Origin of the sequence: Mesorhizobium tianshanense (genome assembly GCF_007830515.1) — a bacterium.
Taxonomy (GTDB): domain Bacteria; phylum Pseudomonadota; class Alphaproteobacteria; order Rhizobiales; family Rhizobiaceae; genus Mesorhizobium; species Mesorhizobium tianshanense.
Map to the genome: position 1 here is coordinate 78951 of NZ_VLKT01000020.1, position 24755 is coordinate 103705.

At 52.9% G+C, this 24755-nt stretch carries 19 protein-coding genes and 2 pseudogenes; 1 reads left to right on the forward strand and 20 read right to left on the reverse strand.

Annotation, left to right across the window (positions count from 1 at the left end; genetic code table 11):
- Nucleotides 1-23: 23 nt before the first annotated feature.
- From IQ26_RS17250 to IQ26_RS17285, 8 genes and pseudogenes are all read right to left on the reverse strand, one after another.
- Nucleotides 24-1343 carry an O-antigen ligase family protein gene (locus IQ26_RS17250; RefSeq protein WP_145719343.1) on the reverse strand — a complete coding sequence of 440 codons (1320 nt, stop codon included), beginning with the start codon at nt 1341-1343 and terminating at the stop codon, nt 24-26.
- Entirely contained in the window at nt 1340-2599 is a 1260-nt protein-coding gene (locus IQ26_RS17255; RefSeq protein WP_167522692.1) for a tetratricopeptide repeat protein, read from the reverse strand. The genes IQ26_RS17250 and IQ26_RS17255 overlap by 4 nt, the downstream gene beginning before the upstream one ends.
- Nucleotides 2487-4865, reverse strand: a complete 2379-nt coding sequence (locus IQ26_RS17260) for a GumC family protein (protein ID WP_145719345.1) — start codon at nt 4863-4865, stop codon at nt 2487-2489. The genes IQ26_RS17255 and IQ26_RS17260 overlap by 113 nt, the downstream gene beginning before the upstream one ends.
- A 58-nt stretch (nt 4866-4923) precedes the next feature.
- Nucleotides 4924-5706: a polysaccharide biosynthesis/export family protein gene (locus IQ26_RS17265; protein WP_145719348.1), complete on the reverse strand. Its 783-nt coding sequence runs from the start codon at nt 5704-5706 to the stop codon at nt 4924-4926.
- Nucleotides 5706-6515, reverse strand: coding sequence for a tyrosine-protein phosphatase (locus tag IQ26_RS17270; protein WP_145719349.1), 810 nt, complete (start codon nt 6513-6515; stop codon nt 5706-5708). Before IQ26_RS17270 ends, IQ26_RS17265 begins: the two co-directional genes overlap by 1 nt.
- A 395-nt stretch (nt 6516-6910) precedes the next feature.
- Nucleotides 6911-7417, reverse strand: a complete 507-nt coding sequence (locus IQ26_RS17275; RefSeq protein WP_145719351.1) for a hypothetical protein — start codon at nt 7415-7417, stop codon at nt 6911-6913.
- A gap of 30 nt (nt 7418-7447) precedes the next feature.
- Entirely contained in the window at nt 7448-7765 is a 318-nt protein-coding gene (locus IQ26_RS17280; protein ID WP_145719353.1) for a hypothetical protein, read from the reverse strand.
- A gap of 290 nt (nt 7766-8055) precedes the next feature.
- Nucleotides 8056-8325: pseudogene (locus IQ26_RS17285) on the reverse strand (DDE-type integrase/transposase/recombinase); the annotation flags it as partial.
- A gap of 450 nt (nt 8326-8775) precedes the next feature.
- Here IQ26_RS17285 and IQ26_RS17290 point away from each other — a divergent pair.
- On the forward strand, nt 8776-10686 hold the full coding sequence (locus tag IQ26_RS17290; RefSeq protein WP_145719355.1) for a glycosyl hydrolase family 28-related protein: 1911 nt from the start codon (nt 8776-8778) through the stop codon (nt 10684-10686).
- Nucleotides 10687-10925: 239 nt separating this feature from the next.
- On the opposite strand, the gene IQ26_RS17295 is transcribed toward IQ26_RS17290, so the two are convergent.
- From IQ26_RS17295 to IQ26_RS17355, 12 genes and pseudogenes are all read right to left on the reverse strand, one after another.
- The gene (locus tag IQ26_RS17295) at nt 10926-11783 is read right to left on the reverse strand and encodes an FkbM family methyltransferase (protein WP_145719357.1); all 858 of its coding nucleotides are present in this window, start codon (nt 11781-11783) and stop codon (nt 10926-10928) included.
- A 121-nt stretch (nt 11784-11904) separates the two neighbouring features.
- Complete coding sequence (locus IQ26_RS17300; protein WP_208760177.1) at nt 11905-12702, reverse strand: glycosyltransferase family 2 protein; 798 nt, start codon at nt 12700-12702, stop codon at nt 11905-11907.
- An 837-nt stretch (nt 12703-13539) separates the two neighbouring features.
- A complete protein-coding gene (locus tag IQ26_RS17310) occupies nt 13540-14715 on the reverse strand; it encodes a glycosyltransferase (protein WP_162457986.1) in 1176 nt (391 codons plus the stop codon).
- Nucleotides 14712-16193 (reverse strand): hypothetical protein, encoded by a 1482-nt coding sequence (locus IQ26_RS17315; RefSeq protein WP_145719366.1) that lies wholly within the window; start codon nt 16191-16193, stop codon nt 14712-14714. The genes IQ26_RS17310 and IQ26_RS17315 overlap by 4 nt, the downstream gene beginning before the upstream one ends.
- Nucleotides 16190-17335 carry a glycosyltransferase gene (locus tag IQ26_RS41475; RefSeq protein ID WP_145719368.1) on the reverse strand — a complete coding sequence of 382 codons (1146 nt, stop codon included), beginning with the start codon at nt 17333-17335 and terminating at the stop codon, nt 16190-16192. Before IQ26_RS41475 ends, IQ26_RS17315 begins: the two co-directional genes overlap by 4 nt.
- Nucleotides 17323-18405 carry a CgeB family protein gene (locus IQ26_RS17325; RefSeq protein ID WP_145719370.1) on the reverse strand — a complete coding sequence of 361 codons (1083 nt, stop codon included), beginning with the start codon at nt 18403-18405 and terminating at the stop codon, nt 17323-17325. The genes IQ26_RS41475 and IQ26_RS17325 overlap by 13 nt, the downstream gene beginning before the upstream one ends.
- A 122-nt stretch (nt 18406-18527) precedes the next feature.
- Nucleotides 18528-19817 carry a lipopolysaccharide biosynthesis protein gene (locus tag IQ26_RS17330; protein ID WP_162457988.1) on the reverse strand — a complete coding sequence of 430 codons (1290 nt, stop codon included), beginning with the start codon at nt 19815-19817 and terminating at the stop codon, nt 18528-18530.
- Between the two features lie 117 nt (nt 19818-19934).
- On the reverse strand, nt 19935-20645 hold the full coding sequence (locus IQ26_RS17335; protein ID WP_162457989.1) for an FkbM family methyltransferase: 711 nt from the start codon (nt 20643-20645) through the stop codon (nt 19935-19937).
- A 131-nt stretch (nt 20646-20776) separates the two neighbouring features.
- A complete protein-coding gene (locus IQ26_RS17340) occupies nt 20777-21379 on the reverse strand; it encodes an acyltransferase (protein WP_145719376.1) in 603 nt (200 codons plus the stop codon).
- 51 nt (nt 21380-21430) lie between these two features.
- A complete protein-coding gene (locus IQ26_RS17345; RefSeq protein WP_145719378.1) occupies nt 21431-22192 on the reverse strand; it encodes a glycosyltransferase family 2 protein in 762 nt (253 codons plus the stop codon).
- A pseudogene (gene gmd / locus IQ26_RS17350) lies at nt 22189-23308 on the reverse strand (GDP-mannose 4,6-dehydratase). The gene IQ26_RS17345 and the pseudogene gmd overlap by 4 nt, the downstream one beginning before the upstream one ends.
- Before the next feature lie 90 nt (nt 23309-23398).
- Nucleotides 23399-24676 carry a sugar transferase gene (locus tag IQ26_RS17355; RefSeq protein WP_240547156.1) on the reverse strand — a complete coding sequence of 426 codons (1278 nt, stop codon included), beginning with the start codon at nt 24674-24676 and terminating at the stop codon, nt 23399-23401.
- Nucleotides 24677-24755: the final 79 nt, after the last annotated feature.

Here is a 24755-nt window from a genome sequence, read left to right on the forward strand (position 1 = left end):
TGCGGGCCGCGGTGCCCAGCCTGCTACGACGAAGTTCCGATGGGAACAAACAGCTTGCCACCGTTGTGATCGACCTCGATCATTTCGTTCTTCTGGGCCAAACGGGCTGCAAATCCTTTGTGAAAGATAATGGCATTCATAAAGGCAAACGTCATTGCAAGCGCTTCGGTCCGCAACGGATAATCGACCAGTGAATGGATAAGAAGAAAAGATACGGAGAGAAACGCCGCCTTTTGAAGAGGATCACGACGAACTTTAATAAGCGCTATAAAAAGCATTACGAAATAAAGCGCCATCAACAATATGGAAATAGCTCCGCCTTCGAAAGCTATTTCAAGATATTCATTGTGAGCATGATTTACGTATTGCTTAAAAATCATCTCTTCCTTTTCATATATTTGGTAGGCCTTTTGAAAATTTCCAAATCCAACGCCGGTTGCCCAATTCTCTTTGATCCCCTCAATGGTGGTGCGAGCAAACTCTCCTCGCCCGAAAGCTGGATCAATCGCGTCGGCATCGATCTTCGTCCATGCGCCTATCGTGTAGGCTGAAAGTCCTATGAAAATCGCCAGAATGCTCAATCCACTCGTCCTGGAACGCGCTGAAAGAAAGACGATAGATAGTACGGTGATCGCCAAGCCGATCAGAACACCGGCACGCGAACCGGCGGCCAAAAGCAGCAGCAAAAGCGTGACCAGTCCGAGCGATCCAGACAAGAGGTATCCGCGGAACAGACCGTAATAAACGACGAAGGGAATAGAAACGAAAAGCAAAGCCGCAAAATGATTCTGGTTGGCAAAAAGCCCGGCATTGATCGTAAAAGGCAACAATCCCTCTATAGCGATGTCATCTGAGAGCGAATATTGAATCGCGCCTGCCAAGCCGTTGCAGATAACACCCATAAAAAAGAACGGCAGAAGTGCATGGACCTGCTCGGGACGCAAACGCAATACGCTCAAAAAAAACGCCGCCCACGCCACCAGATACAACAGGCATTCGATCGTCCGTCCAACTCCGACACTGACGAAACGAAATCGGGTCTCTCCAACCAGTCCGGAATCTGCGAGCAATAGTTCCGGTCGCAATCCGCTGATTATCGCCGCAGGCAGCGGAACAATTTGCAAAATCACCACCGCCACAGCGAGGATAAGAAGCCACAGAACAGAACGAGGGATTCTCTGGCCAGACGCCTGTGAAAAGACAGCCGCCGCCGAGATGATTGCCGCGACCTCAATTAGCGTGTCCGTATAGAGGCCGCTTGCGGTCCCTCCGCCGATCAGCAGCGATAAAAACAGAACCGATCCAAGGAGATATTTATCCCGTTCCGAGGGTCGATCGCTCAAGATGAAAGTCTCTCGATGCTCAATTTGTGCATTATCAACGTGCCGACATATCGAAAGCGCCAGCTCTCGGCAATGGCGGCAGTTTCCAACTTCAATAGTTGCATGGGGCACCCAGCTGGTCCAACCGAAAAACCCTGACTCAGCTCCTGACGATTGTATGTACCCTCCGGAATATTGAACCGTGCTATTTCGCCAGCCTGCCCCACGCACCTGACAGACCAGAACAACCCCTTTGGAAGCTTCAGGTTTCTTGCAGACGCGGCCAGAGAAATCTTGTAGGAGCCAGGAGGCAGTTCGATATACTGCTGAAGAGCTGTGTTCCTGACCGGCGTATTCAGGAAGCGAACCGTCGCTCCACCCTCACCTTCGACCGCATTTTGGGACGTTGCAAACGTAACTTCCAGGCCAGACTGGTCGCCGACCTGCCAATCAAAAGGCTTGCCGCTAGACACAGGTTCAAAGGTGCCGTTGAAAATGTACCCGCCCAATTTTAGTTCTTGATCGGACAGGCTGAAAAGAAACAATCGATATGCTTGGTCATATTCCTTTTGGCGAATATAGCCGTTGATCGCATTGGACAATTCGCCAGTTGTTGGTGGCGCGCCTGATCCGGTCAGATCGAACAGCAGCCGATTTGCGAGATCAAGTCCCTCGGGGATCTTGCCAAGGAAAGCGAACACATTGGCTCTCCATGGCGCCTCTGCCGTGATGGCCTTCAGCACAGCCTGGTAGCCATCGGGGCTCGAAAGGATTGTCGGCAGAGCCTCGGCGACGGCTGGAAATTGTTCCGGCCAGCGCCGTAGCAATATATCGATCTCGCCGACAGCCTTTGACAGATCGCCTCTCTCGATCGAGCGGCCAATGGACCTCTGGAGCGCGTGGATTTCGGTCTTGGATAGCTTTCGAGCTTGGTCGAAGAACCCATAGGCTCGGTCTTTTTCGCCCTGCCGGTATTTGATCTCGCCAATCAGGCTGTAGAGACGTGCATCTGCCACATCAAAGCGAAGCGCGCCTTCGGCCTTGGCGAGCAATGCATCGAGATCGGGAGTGTTGCTTGCGTCGTTCAGGTCGTCTGTGATTTCGCTTACCAAGGCATTGACGTTCAGCGGATCCAGCGCGAGGGAAACGGCTGGCGTCTCGGTTTCAAGAAACCGACTTAGCCCGATCGACGAAGCCGCCAACGCTAGCACGGATGCGACGAACCAAACGCCTGAACGCCGGAGATTTAGCATAGGCAGGCTGATCTGCTCCGTCATCGACTTTGCCCTCAATTTTCGGGGTACTCGTGCCGTAGTCGTAATACTGGTAGTTCATATATTTGTAGGCGTAGTTGTAATCGAACTTGTTCACCGCAAACTTCGACATCGCGGCTCCGACCACGTTCGCGCCGGCAGCTCGCAGGCGCTTCAACGCCGTCTTCGCCGACTTGCGTGTCACCTGATTGGTGGAGATGACCATCAATGTGCCCTCGGCAAGCCGGCTGAGGATGGGGGCATCTGAAAGGCCCACGATGGGCGGGGCATCAATTATGACAAGATCAAAGCGCTTGCCGAGATTGGTAACGATCAGTGCCATCTTCGGCGAAGAAAGCAGATCCGCAGGGTTCGGTGGAATCGTTCCGGAGGTCAGGACGGTCACGTTGGGATATTTCGTCGCCCTGAAAATGCTTGCCAGATCCTCCTTGCGGACGGTGTTCGTCAGGAGATTGCTCAGTCCGATCGTGTTGTCGAGACCAAACAGCCGATGAAGGTTCGGCTTTCGAAGATCGCTGTCGACGATGAGAACTCGCGCACCGAGCGCGGCAAAATCCTGCCCGAGCTTAAACGACGTGGTCGACTTGCCTTCTGAGGGTTCCGAACTCGTGACCAGCAGCGATCGCGGCGCACCTTCGGCGCCGGAAAATTGCAACGATGTTCGAAGCGAACGGTAGGCTTCGGACAGCCCTGATTTCTGATCGGCTATGCTGGCTGTAAGTTCCCGGTCATCGACAAGCGGCAAGATGCCGAGCATCGCCAATCCCAATTCCTTTTCAATTTGCTCAGGATTGGTAAAGGTGTTGTTCAACAACTCGATGACGTAAATAATTGATGCGCCCAGGGCCAGGAAAAGAGCCAGAGCGATGGCAAGGTTAATGCTCAAACGCGGTGAATAGGGCGCGGTTGGCTGTGCCGCGAAATCGACGATTGCCGCGTTTTGTGACTTGAGTTCAGAGCTGACACCAACCTCGTTCAGCTTGGCAATGAGATTATCATATTGCGACCTGTTCGAATCAACCTCGCGCTTCAGGATCGTGTATTTGATGTTCTTGTCGTTGAAGATAACCTGCTGCTTTTCCATCTCGGCGAGTTTGGATCGAAGGTCAGCTTCCTTGTTCTGAGCCTCCTGGTATTTCTGCCGCAGCGAATCGGTTATAGTCAAAACTCCGTTATTATAAAGCCGTTGAAGCTCCTTGATCTGCGCCTGAAGCTGCTGCATTTCTGGAAAGCCAGGCTTCAATATGCCCAACTTCTGCTGATACTGGCTGGTCAAATCGGCCAATTTATCGGTAATCTTCTGCAGACCTTCGCTTTCCAAGACTGGGCCGAGGCTCGCTCCGCGACCTTTGTCTATCTGGTCCACCATCCGTCCGGCATCGAGGCGTTCCTGGATTGCTGTCGCCAGCGCGGTGTTCAGAGCCTCGATGTTCGACCCTATCAGCGATTTGTCGTCGCCGGTTATCGTGATGCCTACATCCTTTGCATAAGCGACCAGATCCTCTTCGGATTTCTGAAGCTTTTGCTTTACCTGCAACACCTGTTCCTTGATGAACTGCCGTGCCAGATCCGACGTCTCGCTGGTCTGATCGAGGCGTTGGTCGATAAAGCTTTGAGCGACCTGATTGGCTACATCACTTGCATATTTCGGTCTCTGGTCGGCAAACGTAATCGACAGCAGGCTTGTGTTGGTCACAAGATTGACCGTGAGGTCATTCAGAATGCGGCCGATAGCAATCCTCTCACGTTCCTCAGGGGTTTTCTCTTCAATGGAAGGCGATTTGGAAATTCCGAACGCACGATAGAAGATATTGCTAAGCGAGAAGTTCGGCGTCGGAAACAGGAAGTCCGGCCTTTCGCTGAGTCCCAGTTGGAACACCACGCGTTGCGCCAATGCCCGGCTTTTGAGTTTTTCGCGCGCTGTTAGAAACGCGCGGACGTCAGCGTTTTCAGAAACCACCTCGATGTCCTGGAAGACCTTGGCCGAAGGAACCAACACTTCCAATTGCGTTGTTGCCTGATATTTTGGCGTCTGCATCATGGTAATGATAGCACCGGCGACAAGGCCGGCCGCGGCCATCATGACGATCAGCCACCGATACTGGACAACGTAGAAAAGCAGCTTGAGCGGGTTAAAGCCCTCGTCCTGCTCCGAGTAATCGCGACCGTAAGGGCTATAATTTTGCGCACCGTCATAATACATGGCGGCGGACAAGGCTTGGCCATGTCCTGGGCCTGCAATTTGATGCTGTCTGTTACGATCGAGCATGGTGCGAAGTAATCCTAGGTTTGTCTATGTCCTGAATTCTGACGGGCCATGGTTATATTCACGGAATCACCGCAATTCGGGCTGCGCTCGAGGCGACGCCGAGGGCGTCCTTGAGGTTGTTCATCGCAATTTTCGATTTCGAGGCGAAGACGACAATCTTGTCTCCACCATAGATGCGTGGATTGCGGCTCTTGCCGGCACGAATCTGCTCCACATTGTAATTCGCGACCAGGGTATTTTGGCCGATATTGCGGTAGACAAACACTTTTCCCGCATCGCCAACCGCATTGAACCCTCCGGCAAGGGCGATCGCATCGATGAGAGAAGAATTGCTCGACACCGGAAAGATACCAGCCCTAACGACTTCGCCGTCGACGGTAATGCGCTGTCCGATCGATTCCTTGACGAAGACCGACACATCGGGTGACTGCAGATATTTGGCGCCGTAGGCCGTTTCGATTTCCTGCTCCAGCTGACGGACGGTCTTTCCTGCCGCGGTGACGGTCCCGATAAGTGGAAGCGAAATCTGCCCGCCGGCGTCGACTTGAACGGTTCTGTTCAGATTGTCGACCTGGAACACATTCACCTCGAGCACATCATTCGGAGACAAAGGCTGCTCGTTGCCGTTCTGCGTGTTCTGCGGCGCAGGCAGGTCCTTTACGACCCGCAGAGCACCGCCGCCCGAAAGCGGCGCCGACGTTGAAGCCAATTGCAGCGCATCGATCGAAGTCGGCGAGGACGGTGTCGTCGACGAGGCGCTTGTGCAAGCAGACATCGTGAGCGAAGCGAACAAGACACATAGGGTGCCCATATAGCTTTTTGCGAAATGAAGAATGCCCATCATGCGGTTCCGCCCTTCAACAAGCGACCCAATCCTGCAAAGCGACCGACGTTGCCAGGGCCAGGCTTTTTCGCGCGTGACTTTCCGACCGGCTCGAGAGGCCGATTCGCCAATATTTCGCCTGGACGTTTCAACACCATATTGCGGGCCTCGTCTTCCCCACATCGCTTCGCAACAACGGCGACCGCCTGCGAAAGCCCAGGCCGCCGGCGGGTGGCGCCATGGGTGTCCGATGCGATAATATCTACCCTGCCTTCGTCAATCAGCTTTTCCGAGTAGTAAAGCGCCGTGCGTCCAAAAGCACCAACAATCGAGTCTGCCGTAAGCTGAACAAGGCAGCCGACAGCGTTCAACCTCTCGACGACATCGTAATTCGCCTTGATCCAGGTTAACCGCTCCGGATGGGTAAGAATTGGAATGAACCCGGCGTTTATGAGGCGTAGAGTAAGTTCTTCCAATCTTGGCGGCAAAACGTGGTGCGGCGGCTCGAATAGAAAATAGCGAGACCTATTTAGAGTCGGCACATTGCCGAGCGCCAATTGCTCAGGAAGATCGGGGGCTACATGAATGTCGGCACCGACATAAAGAGCAAGCGGTATCGCAGCGCGGCGTAACGCTTGGTCCAGCACTTGAACCCCTCGGGCAATGTTTGCCGATCCGTTTTCATACATGCCGGGCACGATATGCGGCGTACACGCCATATGGGTCGTTCCATCAGCCACCGCCAGCCGCGCCATTTCGAGCGATTCGGCAAGACTGGGCGAGCCGTCGTCGAGACCGGGCAAGATATGGGAATGCAGGTCGATCATTGGCGTTTCCGGCTACACCGACGCAACGTAGCAACTTCGCCCCCAAAAAACACAGATGCGTCACCCGCGGGATCGCGAATGACGCATCTAGCAAGGTTACGCATTACGGTAGATGCCAGATTCAAGCCACTCGCCGACAGCGTTATCATAACCATGCAAGCTAAGATCAGCGCGCTACCTCGCCATCAGCCGCAGCGCCGCTCAGTTGGCCGAACCGACTCACCCAAGATGAAGCGCATTCGGCTTCCACCCAAGTAATAGAGCGGTATGGTTAATGAATTCCATCAACATCCCCGGCTCTAGCCGGCGCGCCAGAGCTAAGGCGCACAGGGCGTCGGCAACGCAATACAGCAAAGGCGGCAGTCAGATGCCCCTGCTGTATTGTCCTGTTGCGCCTAACGGCTGACGCCGTTATCGGTATCCTGCGTTGCGGCCAAAACACCGGCGCCGAGAGCTGCACCGCCAAAAATACCAAGCGGAATGAGGGACTGGTTGCCGCCCTGGCCAATCTGACCCGTATGCTCATAGCTAACGGCGGCAGCCGTCTGCTCGGAGCCCACAATCTTCAGGCAGATATTGTTCTCGACACGGGAAATGTCGAGGCTTGAATTCGCCGGCACATCCAGGTTGCAGCTACCGACATTGACGGAAGCCGATCCCCTGGCACCGACCACTATGCGGCTGCCGAAATCCAGAGCATTTCCCACCTTGGCGGGACCGTAACCGGCAGCTTGCGAAACCATTACGTCACCGTCGGCGCGCCCGATGGAGCCGATCGAACCCGCCGTTGCCTGATAGGTTGTCGTACAGGTGCATGACGCATCCTGAGCGAAAGACGAAACCGGGCCGAATCCGATCGAGGCGATAAATCCGGCCAACACACTTTTAACCATAAGGTTCATTCGTTTCGATCCTTTTTGTCCCGCCACACCTCAGCCCCGCCCCGAACCTGAAGGTACAGATTTGCGCCTAACAGCTTTTTGCTTTAATTCCAACCCACTTCGTATATGCGAGATTACTTTTGGTTCTCGATGTGTTTCATCGGACACACCCTTTTCGGCAAGCTTGAAATGTGCCATTTCAGCGCCGGCTGCGGCATGCATTTGTCGGAAGGGCAAGGTAGGTTCCTTGTGGGCAAAATGCCTGCCCGCACTGGTTTGTCGGTCGGCTGGGACACATTCAGGTTCATTTTCGTGGCCTTTGATGCCCCGCTTGCGCCGATCCTTCGTGCAGGCATTATAGTCGATCATGTATGACATCAGAAGTTATCGTACATTCCTGCCTCAAATATTGTGACAGTCGCGATCCGTGGCGTTCATGGAACTGGCGGACGTGAGGAGAGTTAGCGAAACGGTGAGTTTAAAGCCTGACAAGCAAGTTTTAACCCGCCGGCCCGGGCTGCCTGCATTGATGTGCGTTCTCCACCAGGCTCGCGGCCAAGTTGGTGCCATCAGATGCAAGCATTGGAGACGTCACCGAACTTTGACGCAACGTTGCCGTCGCAAGGCGTTCCCGTGCCGACCGGCTTGCAGATCAGGGCGAGGATAGCGTTCGAGGTGAACTCCCTGCCGTTGTCGCTGACGATCGTTGTCGGCCGGCCGCGCTCGGTGATGAGCCGATCCAGTTCGCGGCCAACCCGCATCCCCGAGAGCGACGTATCAACGATGAGCGCCAGGCACTCCCTCGTGCAGTCGTCGATGACGGCAAGGATGCAGAAGCGACGCCCGTCGGTGCGTTGGCCGGAAACGAAGTCGATCGACCAACGCTCGTCGAGTTGCAGCGGCACCAGCATCGGCGCCCTCGTTCCAATGCCCGCTTGATGATCTCCTCTTCAGAGAAGCGGCTGCGATTCATGTCCTGGTCCTCGCGCTGGGCCGGAACGAACTTCAATCCGGATAAGCAGCTAGACCGCAGGGGCAACGTCAGCAGGTCACCAGCGCTGGACGCCTCACTTGCCCGCTTATGGCCTATCCGGCTTGCCCTACAGCTGGGTACCTTCGTGCGACGCCCAGTCGAAGCCGAGCCGTCCACACGGTAAGATTGCCATGATCTCCCGACCTCAGCATCAAGCCAGGGCCAGCAGGCCGTAGCACCGTTAACGCGATGAACGTAAGAAAATTGCTGGAGGTTGACTGACATCGGCGTGCACTGGAGCCTGAATGGCCGGCAACCGCACGCTCAAACAAAACAATTGTTACATCCCCCTCTCTGGAGAATTCGGCTACACCTCAAAAGCCATATCTTTACGAGGATTCTGCCCATGAACCGTCCCGTCAAAATCACCCGCCGTAACGCTTTATCTGGGCTCTCGCTCACCACTGCAGGGCTGTTGGCGGCAAAAGCCGAAGCCGAGGCTAGAATGACAAGTAGTCCTCGAAACGAGGTTTTCGACGGTCTGTCTTCCTCGACAGCCATCAGCCAAGGCAATGTGCCGTTCTATTCGAGCAAGGCCGGAATGACGGGACTGACGGTGCCTGTTGGCATCACAGCGCTACGAGTAAACGGATACGCAGCGGCCGGGGACGGTGGTGCGGCAATTTATAAAAGGGTTGCCAGCCAACCCGCTCACCCAGGGAAGTTTCAATCTGCAGACGGCGCATGGTGGGAGATCACACTCTCGGATGTGATCCCGGTCAAGGCTTTTGGCGCTAAGGGCGATGGCGTCACGGATGATGCAGAAGCTATCCGGGACGCCTTGTCCTATGGCTACTTCGTCAAGCGAATTGCGTACACAGACGGCACCACCGGCGGCATCGCGGTCGATAGCGTTCCCGTGACATTTTGGGGGCCTGGAAAATACGTCGTGAACTCGCAGATCAACCTGCCTTCAAGCTTTGATCTCGTTGGGCAGAATGCCATCATTTCCGGTTCGGGCGTAACAGGTAGCAGTGACTGGGTTCTCTACTGTCGGCAGCCTTACTATTGCAGAATTCGGGGATTGCAGATCCTAGGCGGGTACAATGGTCTCTGGCTCGACGACGCCGACGACTACTTTGCATTGTACATGGATGACTTCCAGTTCAGCGGCCAGACGGGCACCGCCCTTCAAGCCCTGTCCACGACCAACAACGCCGAGATAAGACTGAACAAAGGTCGCATGCGCGGCGCAGCGGTTACCTTCGCGAAATTCGCGGCCGATAGTGTCGAACTATCGAATATGAGCGTGTATTGCAACGCCGTTGCCGGCCAAGATGATACCGGATCGTTCATCATCCAGGGGCGAAACTATCGGTTCTCGGACTGCATCTTCACGCCGTGCGGGACACAAGCATCACGTGCCCGTGCTTGGGTCTCAATCGAAGGCCGTATGCGGTCTCTCAATTTCGATGGCTGCTCGTTCGGTGGCGAAACCGGCCGGCGCTGCCCTCTAAACGTCAAGGCGGTGGTCGACAGTGTCGTGTTCCACGGGTGCGATCACAACACAGCAGCGGATACGGTCGGTCAGTTGTCGGGCCAACATATCGAGTGTGCGCGCCTCTATGGGGATTACCTTAAGAACCTAGTCGTCCTCGGCGGGTCTGGTTGGACGAACGGCGCGATTCTGGATTTTGCGAGCGGCGTCACCCCCACACACAGGGCCCTTGCTAGCATCGCTCTCTCAAACGCACCGTTGGCCACCACCCCGGCTACCTTCTTGAACAAAATAAATCGGGTCGGCGGAATTGTTCGGCGCGAAAACAGTCTTGATCCCTTTCTCCGCACAAGCCAGGTCGCGGCAGAATCGTCCGGCCTCGTGGTAAACTCGGTCACGACAAACGTGATAGAGGTCTATTTTGACGTTCCTGCGACCTATGCGGCTGACGGTCTGAGTATGTTACCATCAACCGGTGTTTATCTGTTCGAACTGATGAGCGGTCTGGCAAGCGGCGGCGGCAGCTCATGGAATGTCACAGTTGGGCTGGTCGGGTGGTTTGAGGGCAACACCAACAAAGAACTCTTCACAAATGTCCTGATCAACAAATGCGACCAGACGAACGCTACGGCGACGATTACGGTGACTGCCGTCTTCGCCGAGAACAATGCTGCAGTTGCGCCGATGGAACCGGATGTGGGTTCGCGCCATGACCGGCCGGTGAAGGGCGTCATTCTGCGCTTCACGATGGCTGGCAGTGCGTTTTCTGGGGCGAGGCATGCCAAGGTGCGGCCTCTCTTCGATAGCGTGAGCTTTTAGGAAGGCGGGAGTCGGACCATTCGGCGACAGCCTGTGGGTCGGCGCTATTTTTGCTCGAAACGGACGTCAGGCTCGGCACCATCAAAACCTCGGCGGGGAGCGGTCCCGCGCGCTACACCCTAGTGACGCCGAATCTGACCAGAGCTTCTTGTGCTGCCGAGCAGGCTTGGCTCACATGGTCGCCGACCGATCCCACGAAACCTAACACTCACCCGAGGGATCCACGACAACAATAGGATCTAGAAACTGATCCCAAGAACTTCTACGCGATCCGCCGAGCGGACCCGGGAATTTACGAAACACTCGTCTCTAATGAAACAGGCGTTTGAAGATGACACGCTGCTCCCCTCGTTGCCGAAGGAGCGCGAAAAAGGATCATAGAATCGTCGGGAAAATCCGATACTCTCTAATACTTTTTCAGCACATGGCGAGACCGTCTCCAGCTCAACAATTTTAACTTCTTCCTTCATGAGGGTAGAAAGAGCACCAGAAATCACCTTTTCCTCATAACCCTCAACATCTACTTTTATCATTGCCGGTACTGTATTCTTCAATACATCATCCAACCTCATCTGCTTAACGAGACGTGAATGACTTCTATGTTGCCCAACAACGACCCGATTTACCGTGTCCAACCCGACCGTGAATTCAACATCTTTACACCGGTCACCAACGGCAATCTCATACACATCTACCAAGGAAGCGATATCGTTAATCTGTATATTTCGAGACAAGTACAGAGAGGTCCCTGGATCTGGCTCGAATGCGAACGTTTTCGCTCTACAGACGCCCGAAGCTAAGACGGTGAAGCTGCCGATATTAGCGCCTACATCGGCAAAATAATCACCACTTCTGAGAAAGTGGAGAACCAGCGCCATATCAGCGAATTCATGCAACCCAGCATAAATGTTGCCAGTTGCTCCCGTCATACCATTCTGCACTACCAGTTTCTGTCCTAAAACCCAAGGCATCACGATATCTTGCTGAAGGCGGCTACGGATCTGCCAAGAAAGGAACCGCATCCACGCCTTGGATCGGGCATCTCGCGTCAACGGGTGCCGCCGAAAAAACCTATCAAGTTTACGCAGATCTTTCACGTGATACACCCCTAATCCAGATGAAAACTACTAACGGCGCCAAGTACAGAGATCAGTAAATCCCGCGCCTGTGTCCACGCCAAACCCCGCCCAACAGATTAAAGACACACCTTTCCAAGCACTACGCATGACCTATTTTACAAGCTTCGAGCTTCGCATTTATCATTATCTCGTACGCCATCCGCATCGACGCGAAATGTAGGCCGGCGACGCCATCAAGAAATCCAAGCCTAAAGACATACAGATAAATAAATACAACAAACGGCCTGAGCGGCATCCTATAAAGCAACTGTTTCAACGCTATTCTTCTCTTCACGCTATCATTACAAAATATCTCAGCGACGTTAATTGGCCTAGAACGCCTCTCCTGCAACAACACACTGGCCTCGATAGTAGAGTACCTATTGTGTCTTTCGAACCACCATTCAACGCCCTTGTTGAATGGGAAATGCACGAGGTGAGAGGCAAGCTTTCTCGCCACCCCTTCGTGGTAATATTCCTCGTTTATCTCTCTTCTCACTTGAACTCGCCCCCGCCTGAAAGCCCTGGGGAACCAGGTAGGATACCCAGAAGAGTGTCTTAGCCAGCGCCCCAGGAACATATCTTTCCGGCGCACAAGTAACATAGCCAAGTCCTGCGGCGCATTGGAGATCTGAAGTTCAATTTCCCGTGCCAACTCGGGCGTCATTCTTTCATCGGCATCTAAGCAGACGATCCAGTCGTTTTCGAATGCGAGGGCAAGCCCAAAGTTTCTCTGTTCGGCATAACCTGTGAAGGTGCGAAGGTGAACGGTTGCACCGGCGTCTTTCGCTATCGAACACGTTGTATCAGAGCTGTAAGAATCAAGAACATGCACATCATCCTTCCAAGGAACCGACGCGATGCAATTCGCAAGATTCTCAGCCTCGTTGTAGGTCAAAATGAGAACGGATATCATCATACGATCGGATTGGTAACTTCTAAGCCCGAGAGGGGACGGCAACACAAAGCGCTAACGCTCACCCACGATCCGCGCAGGGTTGCCCGCCACGATCGTGCCCGACGCAACGTTCCGCATGACCACTGCACGTGCACCAGCGATTGCACGATCTCCGACGGTGACTCCGGGACCCACGAATGCGTCCGCGCAAATCCACACGTCTCGCCCGATTGCGATTGGAGCTTTGATAAGGGGCATCTTTGGGTCATGATAATCATGAGTTCCGGCACAAAGATGAGCGCCTTGTGAAACTGTTGCGCCCTTCCCAATGCTAATTTTTCCAAGCGCGTATAGGGTTGCATGGTCGCCAATGGCAGCATAGTCGCCGATCGCTAAATTCCACGGAATTTTGATTCTGACGTTTGGATACACATGAACATGCGCTCCAATTTCTGCTCCGAACAGCCGCAAAATGATACGTCTCCAGCACCACAATGGCCGCGGGCTTAGGAAGAAGAACGGATAGGCTATGCGCCATAATAGCCGTCCAGCGATTTCGGTCCGACTCCACTTTCGCGCCTCGCGATTAGCTTCCACATCTGTCATACTTAATCTCTACAAAGGCAGCAGTGTTTGTGGCGCAGGTCGGGCGCCTATCATCGAGTTGGAACGTGGTATGTCTACTGTGTTCCTGTTGCCGGTATACAGCATGAAGGTGAGAACCGCTTCCTGCACACTGATTCGGCAAGGCCCAGCAGACACTTCCAACCATCTAGCCGAGTGCCGCCAAGTCTCTTTCACAAGGTGAACCAGTGCAGGCGCGAGCACAGTGGTCTATTATGCAAAACGCACGCATGCAGGAGGGCTCCGGTTACCAGTCATCCAATCATAAACGTCTGCCAACTGGGCACCGATATCCTGCCAATTGTGACGGTCGCGCACAAAACGGATTGCATTGGCACTCATAGCCCGCAGTTCATCGCTTGAAAGCGATTGAACTCTCGACAAGCCTTCGAATAATCCCGTCTCGCTAGATTCGATTTCGATTGCCGCCCCTGCCTGAGCGGCCTCAGGCAAGCCACAGCCTGTTGTCAAGAGTGCAGGGACGCCATACGAGAAAGCCTCAAGGCATGCCATTGGAAATGCCTCGCTATGAGAAGGCAATACATAAAATTCAGCTTTTCGCAGCCATGCTGATTTAAGTTCCCCGGAAACGAATCCAATGAAATGCACATTTCGGCAACGCGATTGCGCAGCTACGGATTCAAGCTCCTGCCGGTAAGACGCTTCCCCTCCCCCCGCTATGATCAGCTGCCAATCATCAGATGGCTGAACACGTCCCCATGCACGCAATAGCCGATCGATCCCTTTGATAGGGAAGAGCCGTCCCAGGTACAGGCAGGTGCGGCGCCCAGCCAACTCTCTCGGAATCAGACGTTCCGATGAGCTCAGCGATTCTTGTTCAGGCAAATTGATCCCGTTTCCAACTACACATATCGGCTTGCGGATCCCATAGTTTCGCATTGTTCGATACTCGGTTTCGGTCAGGGCTTGATAACATTCCACCCGATCTAAGACCCGCCGCATAAACGTCATGCGCGCGAGCGCCTTTTTCCAGGCCGAAATCTGGACGGCTATCGGATTTAGCGCTCCGTGAGTGGTGATGATAAACGGCTTTTTATTTGCCACACACCAATTTGCTACCGCCTTGTTATTATACAACCATAGACCTTGCAAACTAACAACATCCCACCGGGAGGGTTGTTGTTCTAGCCATCGGCTAAACCCGGGAGTGAAGTGCAAGGAATTTGGGCCATAGCGCCGAAACGCATTTACGTTGCTCGCCTCCTGAGGATGAGGATCGCCGGATGATCTGGTTCCAACAATAGTGACGGGATAGCCCAGACGTTCCAACGCATCGGCCGTCTGCTTCAGGCTTAAATAGGGACCGCTGCTTTCGTCGGACAAAGAGCCGGTAACAAATAAGATCGACCGACTAGATTCTAAGCTCATGAGCGCTTCACCGAAGTCGGGTGTGTCATCTTCAAATTCGCACCTGCCTTGTTCTGGCGCCTGAAATTCCGATGCCATTTGTCGAAAAAGAGGGCAACTATGAGAAGTTGAACAACTCTAAACTCCCCCTGAACCCCATATCCAAGCTGGACAATCATAATCGGGATCCAAAGCCAATAGACCGCCCGGTAAATCACCCCCGTGCTAGCCTTCACCAAATGTTTGTCAAAAACAATAAAAATTGTTGACAGCGCGGCAAAGAACGGCCCCACCACCGCGAGGCCGCCATTCCAATATACGTTGGCCAGTATTAAAAAACCTCCGCCATGATGGTAGTACTCCATCAGCCGGTAGTTATCGTTAAGAGGGCGGTCCCACAGAACTCCATCCAGGAATTCTGGAAGCGCCTGCGGGATGAGATTTATAAACGTAAGCCCAGAGAGTGAAATGCCATCTTTGATCAATTGCACTGCGTAAAGGAGATGATACAAGGATTGGCCAATCATAGTGATGTCGCCGAGACGAATTTGCTGCTGACCTCGGTAAACTAGTTCGGCATCATCTCCTAACCCTACCCCAATCCAGAAAGCTCGGCCCAGAACCTCTTGCCAGGAGTTGATTGCAAGGTAAAATCGCATGTACGGCCAACTTTGAAAGGCGAACCAAGCCAACGCAACAAAAAGTAGGCCCCAAAAAAACAACCCTCGACGCTTTGTCCATAGAAGTAGATCAAATAATCCGATTCCCAACCAAAGAAATGTGAACATTCCACGGCTTCCGGTTAGCAGCAACATAATGATTGAAACAAAAAGAAAGTTTATCTTTGCTACAAATAGGTAGTTTGAATCGGTATGGACATGTAGGAGCCGGCGAACATAGGCGAACGCGAGGGCCCCAACTGCTGCAAACGTGGGGGCCTTCAACAGCGCACCAGCTACCCATTGACCCTGTATCTGAGTTGGATAGGATGCATCTAAGACGCTGGTATTCGTGGAGAAGAATAAAATAGCGCTGGAAAAGGAGAGAAGAATCGCGAGCCGGAACAATGCGAGCGGCAATCTGTCAAATCCACCAACCAATCGCATTCCCAAGGACTGCATAGAGGCGCCCCACATGCTCTCACTATGATTTAGAAATAGAATTGTCGGAAAAAATATAGCCAAGCAGGAGACCTCTAAAACGATAATGGCCCACTGAAGGTTTGATTCGGTGAGAGTTGAAAACACAAACACGCTTTCCGGCACGACATATTGCCTGTTTAGATACACCCAAGCCGTGAAGCCAGCCATGCTGATGTGAAAGCCGAATAAAATGGCAAGGTAGACATACATCCTGTCAAACATCATTAGGGTAAGAGCGAGGCCAGAGCATACAAATAGCATTGCCATTCCGAAAAACACTTTGTCATCCAGGTATACGGTTGCCGTCATTGCAACGGATGACAAAAGGAATAACGCGGCAAGTGCCTGATATCTCATGACACTTCTTCTCTACATATTAAGTTTTTAATTTTGCTCTTACCCCTAGCCAGCGGCCACTGGCTTGCCGTGGAGGCGGCGGCTTCCCCTAAACGAGCTATCTCATTTGGAGCGGAAAGTAACGAGGATATGTGGATTGCCAAAGCCTCGTGGTCTCCGGACTTATGAATCTCCCCGTTGACCCCTGGTATAATTCGATCGATTGCAGCGCAGGTTCGATCCGATGCAAGAATCGCCAAGCCTGCCGCCATGGCCTCCAGAACAGCAACTCCATAAGGCTCGTGCACAGGAGATGGGTGAATAAACACGTCTGCTTGAGCCAATTGGCCAATCAACTCCTCAGGCTCGAGCCAACCAAGTAGCTTGACGCAGTCTTGTAGGCCGAGACTCTCCGCCAACGAGCGCACTGCCCCCTCGTCTGGTCCAGATCCCGCTATCCTATATTCGAATGGTTGTCCGCAATATCCACGAGCGACGGCAAACGAACGAAGCGCAACATCATGGCCTTTCCGGGAGTTTTGAACGAGTCCGGAAGAGAGGAACACTATCGGCCTTCCCTCTCTCCGCCTTGAAGCCCGCTCTTCTACGCTCGCCAAATAGCTCCGCTCATCAATCCAGCATGGAAAGTTGACTAACTTTGCCTTTGGAGCGCCCATCAGTTCCAGCGCATGAAGTGCGGGTTTGCCGGTACCCATAATGAAGCGAGCGCGTGTGAAAACCCAGCGGAGAAAGATGCTTCGGGCCCACTGACGAAAGCCCCTTCGCACCCGACTTTGATCAGGTGTATCGGTCCATATTATGACATTACCCCGCTGGACGCAGAGCGAAAGTAATGTCAACCACGCTGTTGGATGATTCCAGCCGCCCACAATAAACCACTTCACCCGGCCGCGACTACGCTGCCCGAAAGACAGCCGAATCGTTTTCCAATCTACTCCCAGAATGTGACGGAACGTGCGACAATTGTATCCCTCGGTAAAACTTGACTGCCAAGGATGCGAAGATATGGCCGAGCGCCTGTAGTGGACCCAGAGGTCCAATTGCGCTGCTGCAGATTGGTCGTCTGCAGCCAGCGATTTGAAAAGTTGTGCGTTGTAAGGTGAAGGCGCGTCACAGATCCAATGGAGAATCACGGGTTCCATATCTGTCCTTTTCGGGCGTCTACATGCTTGACCAAGCTTAGGAGTTGACGGGCACGGTCGTGGACCGAATGTTCATCCGCATGAACGCGGCGCAAGCCTGCTGCCGCTATCCTGGCAATTTCGTCAGGATGGCTCTTTAACCAGGTTGCTTTCTCGACGAGCTCCGCACTGCTGGAAAAGTATACCGCCTCTTCATCTTCGCGAAATATTTTCGTCAATTCCTTTGTTCGTTCGCTAAGTAGTAGTGATCCACACGAAGTTATCTCAAAACATCTCCTCGTATATACATCGCGATTAAGGCGCGACAGGAAGCACAGACACATCTTCGCTCCACACAATGCCTTAATGTAATCATCCCCAATCGCTGGTCGGACCAAGCGAAAATACTCTTTGTAAAAACTAGGTAATCTACTATTCCACTCATCTCCTCCAAACAGCTTTACACTCAGTCCAGCGTCAACCAAAGCGGCAAGATGCCTATCCCTCCCATCATTCTCGTAGTGCCCCGCGAAAACTACGTCACATCCGTACGCCTGCTCATCATCATCGCCCAGCACTAATGGTCTGTCCTTTCCGGGTATAAAGTACGGCAACATCACGCCTACGCATTTTGCGCCAGCTTCACGGGCCTCCTCCACATTAACGGGACGAAATACCAGGGTCAGATCGGCAAACGGCAAACTTTTCAAATACCATCGCCAAAGAAAATGGTGGTGCCATGGCACATCGCCATGCGCGCGCGGACCAAACGGGTCGTCGTTGTTGTAAGAAACAACAATAGAATGACACTTCTCCCTTATAAAATGGTAAGTTGAAGGAAAGACATGGATCCCCCGCCATATCAACACCACATCCGGATGCTCGGAAAGCACCTTCTGGCGCAACAGACTATTCAAACGAACAGCCGCAGGGCCGAGAACCGGTATGAACTGCTGAACCTTTCCAGACACCCCCGAAAACACAGGAGACCAATCGAATTCCTCAGCAGGAAGGCCAAGATCGCGCCACGCGTCCAGGAAGGCTCTCTCGTATATTGGATAATTAAATGCCCCCGCTATCAAAAGCTTCATCTGTTGGATCCGTGCGCTGATTTGAACTGTGAACGTTGGACGGCAATGATTGGGCTATCACCGACAACGCGACTTTCCTGACGAATAGGCAAGCATGACGAATACGGCTAACCATCTACAAATCAGCTCGGTGCCCCAGAACGCGCCAATACGACGATCCAAATCAAATAGGCGACCGAAAACGCGACTAGCGCAGAGACTACGCCACTAACGCCCGCCAAATAGGCACCTACAACGTTTAATACACTCCCTAGGATGGCTGTAACTATCTTCAATTTCAGTAATTCTTTTGGCTTCATCTCACTGTACGACTTCAAAGATATGATCTGGCCAACCGAAAACAGTCCACTCGCCAAGGTTACCCATGGCAGAAGCATCGAGCTCGACCGGTATTCGCGCGCCACAAGAAGACCAAATATCCATTCATGGCAAAGCAATAACAGAAAGAAGCAGCCAATCGAGACAGTGAACATTCCGACAGAAAGCCAAAACACTATCCTATTCACGATCGCATTACGAACCGGGCTTGTGGCATCGCCCGAGCGAACATAAAGGATAGGGCCAATGAAATTGATGGTCACCCCGGTGATCATCAAGATCGGCGTGTACCCTAGCTGGAATAGTACCGCGTACAACCCAACGTCAGCAGTCGAACCGAAGAACCCAAGGGACCAACGATCAGAGACCTGCTGAATCCAAATAAAACTTCCCCAAGCTGAAAACGGCCACGAGTATGCAAGTATTCTTGATATCCACTTCTCTTTCTCGTTTCGCTCTGACACCTCTGCGTTAAAGCCGCCGGCTTTCAAAAAGGCAAATTGCGAAACCATAACCAAGAGCACAGAAATACTATATCCAACCACAACAGGAGTGCTGCCCACGCCAAAATAGCGCATAACCGTCAATGACAGAACAATCCGCAACCATGCATCCAGCGCGACGTGGAGAGCCACCACTGACCGCTGACGCGCCGCGTTCTGTATCGAACTGAGAGTGGCATTGTACCCACTCAGGAGCGCAAAAACTGCTGCGGATGCTGTCAGGCCAATCCACTCAGGATAACCTAGGATATCCACCCCTAAGATCAATGCTATACCGAAACATACCACTGCCGCGCTTCCGAAAACCAGTAGACGCAACACATCCGAAATATAGTTGCCCAGGTCTTTCTGCTCCGCTGCTATCGGATAGAACCGCCCTATGCCTGCTGCTAGGCCTCCTATGATAACCTGATTGGTTAGCCCCACAGCCGTGAGCCCCAATGCTAATTGCCCGTATTGGGTCGGCGAGAGATATTCCGTAAGAAACCGAACCATTGCAAGGGCACCCGCCATAGTAGCGAGTTGACCAATAATGATCCAACCACCTTCTTTGCCCAAGCGAAAAAGGCGCTGTAGATCTATACCTGTCATGTTGGGTGGGACCGCACGACTGCTAAGACCCTTCGGTGAAGAAAGATAAAGTTCGCAAGTTGTCTCTTCACTCGAACGTTTCTGAAGCCCTGGCGGCATCGAATCTGCAAGACGGGGTCAAGTTGTTATGGCATCCGAGACCGAAGCAACTTTTTCGCCAGCCAGATGGAACTGCGTCCGCCCCTTCATGGCCTTATAGAACATTTCTGTACATCCGCTCTTTATACGGTCGTGCAACTCTGCAACGATCACATCACATCGCTGAATCCAACCAGGCACGTCCTCGAGTAGTGAGTACTCGCCCCCCTCAATGTCGAGCTTAAGTATGTCAATACCCTGAACGGCGCACATTTCGACGATGTGGTCAACAGTGATCAAATCCACAGTCCCGCGAATCCTGGTATCACAGTCAGTAGGCTCTTCAACGACGGTATATCCCCAAGCGCCCGTACCTCTATCCCTTAGCTTGGCCCTCCCTGCGTTGCCCGCTAACGCCAAATTCCATACCTCAACGTTCTGGTACGGCCTACAATTCAGTTGCGCGATCCCAAAATTTTCGACATCCGGTTCAAGTACGATTATTCTCGATTCGGGAAACCGTCTTGCAAAGAAGATTGCGGACGACCCTATATACCCTCCAGCATCCACAATAAACTTGTGAGTGTCACGAGCGATATTTGCGATCTCGCTAAACTCGTCACCTAGACTAGAACAACACACATCTAAATCTGGCGTTCCCGGCCGAACATAGAGGTAAACCCCCTCAACTTTTAGCTGACATTTCCATGACTTTCTTAACAATACGCCGGCCGCATATTTTACTGACATCGCAAAATCGCTTTGAAAAAAAATCGATACCTTTCTTATTCTTCTGATAACGCGTGTAGACGTCAGTTGGCGTATAAATAAATTGTTAGCTGTCACAAACATCTCCGTTGGTGGACTTACTGGTCGGCTTGCTATATATTGGCCGGAAGTCTTTCGCCGATTTTTCGAGCCGGAATACCGGCAACGATGCTATTTCTTGGCACAATTCCGCCAGTAATGACGCTGCCGGCCCCAACTACGACTCCGCTTTCAACTGTACTCCCATCCAATACGCGCACTCCTGCCCCGATCCAAACGTCATCGCCAATCCGAATACCACGGCAAATCAACTTCTGCGTCCGTATTGGCACGCCCGCAACGATTTGATGGTTGGCAGGTACTATTACAGTTCCTGTCGCTATCAAGACACCGCTTCCGATTTCCAAACCGCCGTGGCCATACAATACGCAGAGCGGGTTCACACTTACGTTGTCACCGATAGTAATCTGCCCTCCATATGCAAGCAATCTGGCACCTTCGTGGATTATACAGTAACTTCCGATGGTTATATCACCACTGTCCCGCCGAATTCTCGCCCCAAGCTTTATGACTGTCCCCTTACCGATGCGGATTCCAAAGCACTTGGCGTATATCTTAGAGAATAAAAGTTCGAACGCGTATCTCACCGCCTTTTTGGCTGAGGGTACGATTCCGTGGCTCCTAATTTTTTCTAGAAGAAGAAATCCCTTCTGCATCACTCGGGCCTCAAATTATAAGCTCCTAAGCCCAGACTAAAGTTGTTCTCATTAGGATGTGCCGAGTTCCCACGAGAAAAACTGCCCTAGCTTGCGCAGAGGTTTTGCAATAAGCGCATAGTCGACCGCGCCGGAATTAAGCCACCGGCGTCTCGATTGCAGCGCTTCAATGTTATGGCCGACGTATGACGCCAGACTCCGCGTGCTGGCACCGCCAACCATCATATCCACTAACACATCATTAGTGATAGCGCACTTGAATCCATGGAGTTCAACAGCTCTGAGCATCCAGTCGTAGTCAGATGCAACTTTGAGGCCTAGGTCGAAATTACCCACCCTCTCCGCCACGTTTCGACTGACGTAAAATGTCGGATGGGCGGGCATCCAACCGGTCCGAAAACCTTTGGCTGGTCGGGGCTCAGCGCGCCAGCGGCGCACGACTTTTCGGGTCACATGGTCCTCTACGAAATCCAAGTCGCCATGCACAATGTCGGCCTGTTCAAGTGCCATCGCAATTTGCCTGAGTGCAGAAGGGTCGTGAAAGCAATCGTCCGAGTTCAGAACGCCTACCGCATCCCCAGTGTAAAGACGCAGTCCTTTGTTGAGCGCATGATACATCCCATTGTCGGGCTCGCTGACCCAGGTGATATGATCCTGCGGGTACGAATGTACGATTTTCAATGTCTCGTCTGATGATCCGCCATCGACAATTACCAGTTCCTTGTTCGCATGGTCCTGATCAAAAAAGCTGTTGATCGTATATTCGATTGTCGCGGCCGAGTTCCAGCAGACCGTCAAAACCGAGATCTTCATGTCAGCTCGGCCCAACGTTCCTTACTGTGCCGCAACGCGAATGCGATCCTCGTCCAAGCGCCGATGCTCGGATTCCCGTCTTACCGTTTCGAGGTCGGACTGGACCATTTCCTGGACCATTGTAGCTAGCGACGTTGTCGCCTTCCATCCGAGAACGCGCTCCGCTTTCGAGGGGTCGCCGATCAGAAGCTCGACTTCGGTCGGCCTGAAATAGCGCGGATCCACCTCGACCAGAACAGTGCCGGATTTGGCATCGATGCCTTTTTCATCGATGCCCGAACCAACCCACTGGATGTCGATCCCGACCTCGCTGAATGCAAGCTCGACAAAATGGCGGACCGAGTTTTTGACCCCGGTAGCGAGGACATAGTCGTCGGGCACATCCTGCTGAAGTATCCGCCACATGCCTTCGACATAGTCGCGGGCGTGCCCCCAATCTCGCTCGGCAGACAGATTGCCGAGATAGAGTTTGTCCTGGAGGCCCAGGCTGATTGCGGCAGCCGCGCGCGTGATCTTGCGCGTCACAAATGTCTCGCCCCGCATCGGGCTTTCATGGTTGAACAGAATTCCGTTGGAAGCGTGAATATCGTAAGCTTCCCGGTAGTTTACCGTAATCCAGTAGGCATAGATCTTTGCCGCTGCATAGGGCGACCGCGGATAGAAAGGCGTCGTTTCCCTTTGTGGGATCTCCTGCACTTTCCCGTAGAGCTCGGACGTCGATGCCTGATAGAAGCGCGTCTTTTTTGTCAGGCCAAGCAGCCGGATGGCTTCCAGAAGGCGCAGCGTGCCGATTGCATCCGCATTCGCCGTGTATTCAGCGGTCTCGAAACTCACCTGGACGTGCGATTGCGCAGCGAGATTGTAGATCTCGTCGGGCTGCACCTCCTGGACTATGCGGATGAGGTTCGTGGCGTCGGTCATATCACCGTAGTGGAGCGACAGCCTTACGTTCTTTTCATGCGGATCTTGATAGAGATTGTCGATGCGACCGGTATTGAACGACGATGAACGCCGCTTGATGCCGTGAACATCATAGCCCTTTGCCAGCAGAAGTTCCGCCAGGTAGGCGCCATCCTGGCCGGTGATGCCGGTTATGAGTGCGATCTTCCTGGTCATAGTACTTCTCCGGCGATTCCTGGAACGCGATTGTGAGTGTCTTCCAAGCGAATAATATCATCCTCCCGCAATCAGTAAGCCTCTTCGGCTCTACCGTGCACCAAATCCTGTCAGCATGGTTCGGACGGTACGAAACACAATCAGCACGTCGAGCCAAGGCGAAAAATTCTTGATGTAGTAGAAGTCGTAGTGGAGTTTTTCTAGAACGTCGTCCACCGCCGCAACATGGCCTTGGTTAACTTGCGCCCATCCGGTAATGCCAGGCCGGACGATGTGCCGATAGCGGTAGAATGGCAGCTCTGCCTCATACCATTTTGACAGAACGAGGGCCTCCGGACGTGGTCCGATCCAGCTCATCTCGCCGCGCAAGATGTTGATGGCTTGCGGCAACTCGTCGATCCTGGATTTTCTCAAGAACTGCCCGAGACGCGTAATGCGCGCATCGCCGGTCTTTGTGATGGCCTCTTCCTTTTCATCGCCAGCAGCGGCGCTGAGTTTCATCGTCCGAAATTTGTAAACCTCGTAGAGATTTCCCCTGTATCCCATTCTTTTTTGCTTGAACAAGGCCGGGCCAACTGAGTCTAACTTTATCGCCGCCGCCACGAATAAAAGCAATGGCGAAAAGACCACAATAATAGACAGTGCTGAAACCCAATCAATGGCCTGCTTTATTTTCAAGTAGGCGTGATTTGGATTCAAGGATCCCAGAGTATTTTCGGAAAGATGTTCTATCTCCACTCGACCTGTGAGCGATTCGCTGATTTGCTTGACATGATAGACTGGCGTTCCCGAGAGCGCGCGATCGGCGATGTACCGTTCCCATTCATCCGAAAGGTCGGCTCGAAGATCGGCCACCACACCGCTTGCATATTCGACAATCGCCTCGGGCGAATGAATCCGGTGCCAACTGACGCCTGGGATGCTTTCCAACCTATCGACATCCCCTCCGGGGATTACTGCCAACCGGTATCGGTCGAGCCGTCGCGTGGCCAAGCTCAGACCAAAATACCACAATGTCGACTGAAAGAAACTTGCGGCGGCCTGGAACCGGCTATAGTCAAACCTGAAAAAGAAGATGGTCACGAACACCAGGCCGTAAGTCAGGGCAAAGGTTGGCAAGATATTACCAGCTGCCGCTACACCCGGAAAATTGCCGATGCGCTTGTAAAGCAGGTAACCCGACGTATGAGCGATGAATGCAGCAAAGATCGTAACCTGCATATTCGTTGACCAGATTACTTGTTGATCAAACGACATGCGAATGAGCGCTGGAACGATGATCGCGAACGTCAATCCGCCAAGCAGCTGAAAGCGCATCCGAAGCAGGAGATGCCTTTGATTGGGCAGGTTGATGGTGGTGGTGTTCAAATTCGTAAAGCCATTAACCAGTTAACAGATCATCTGCAAAGGCAGTTCTGTATCGCCACGTCTACCGACATTCTTCGGC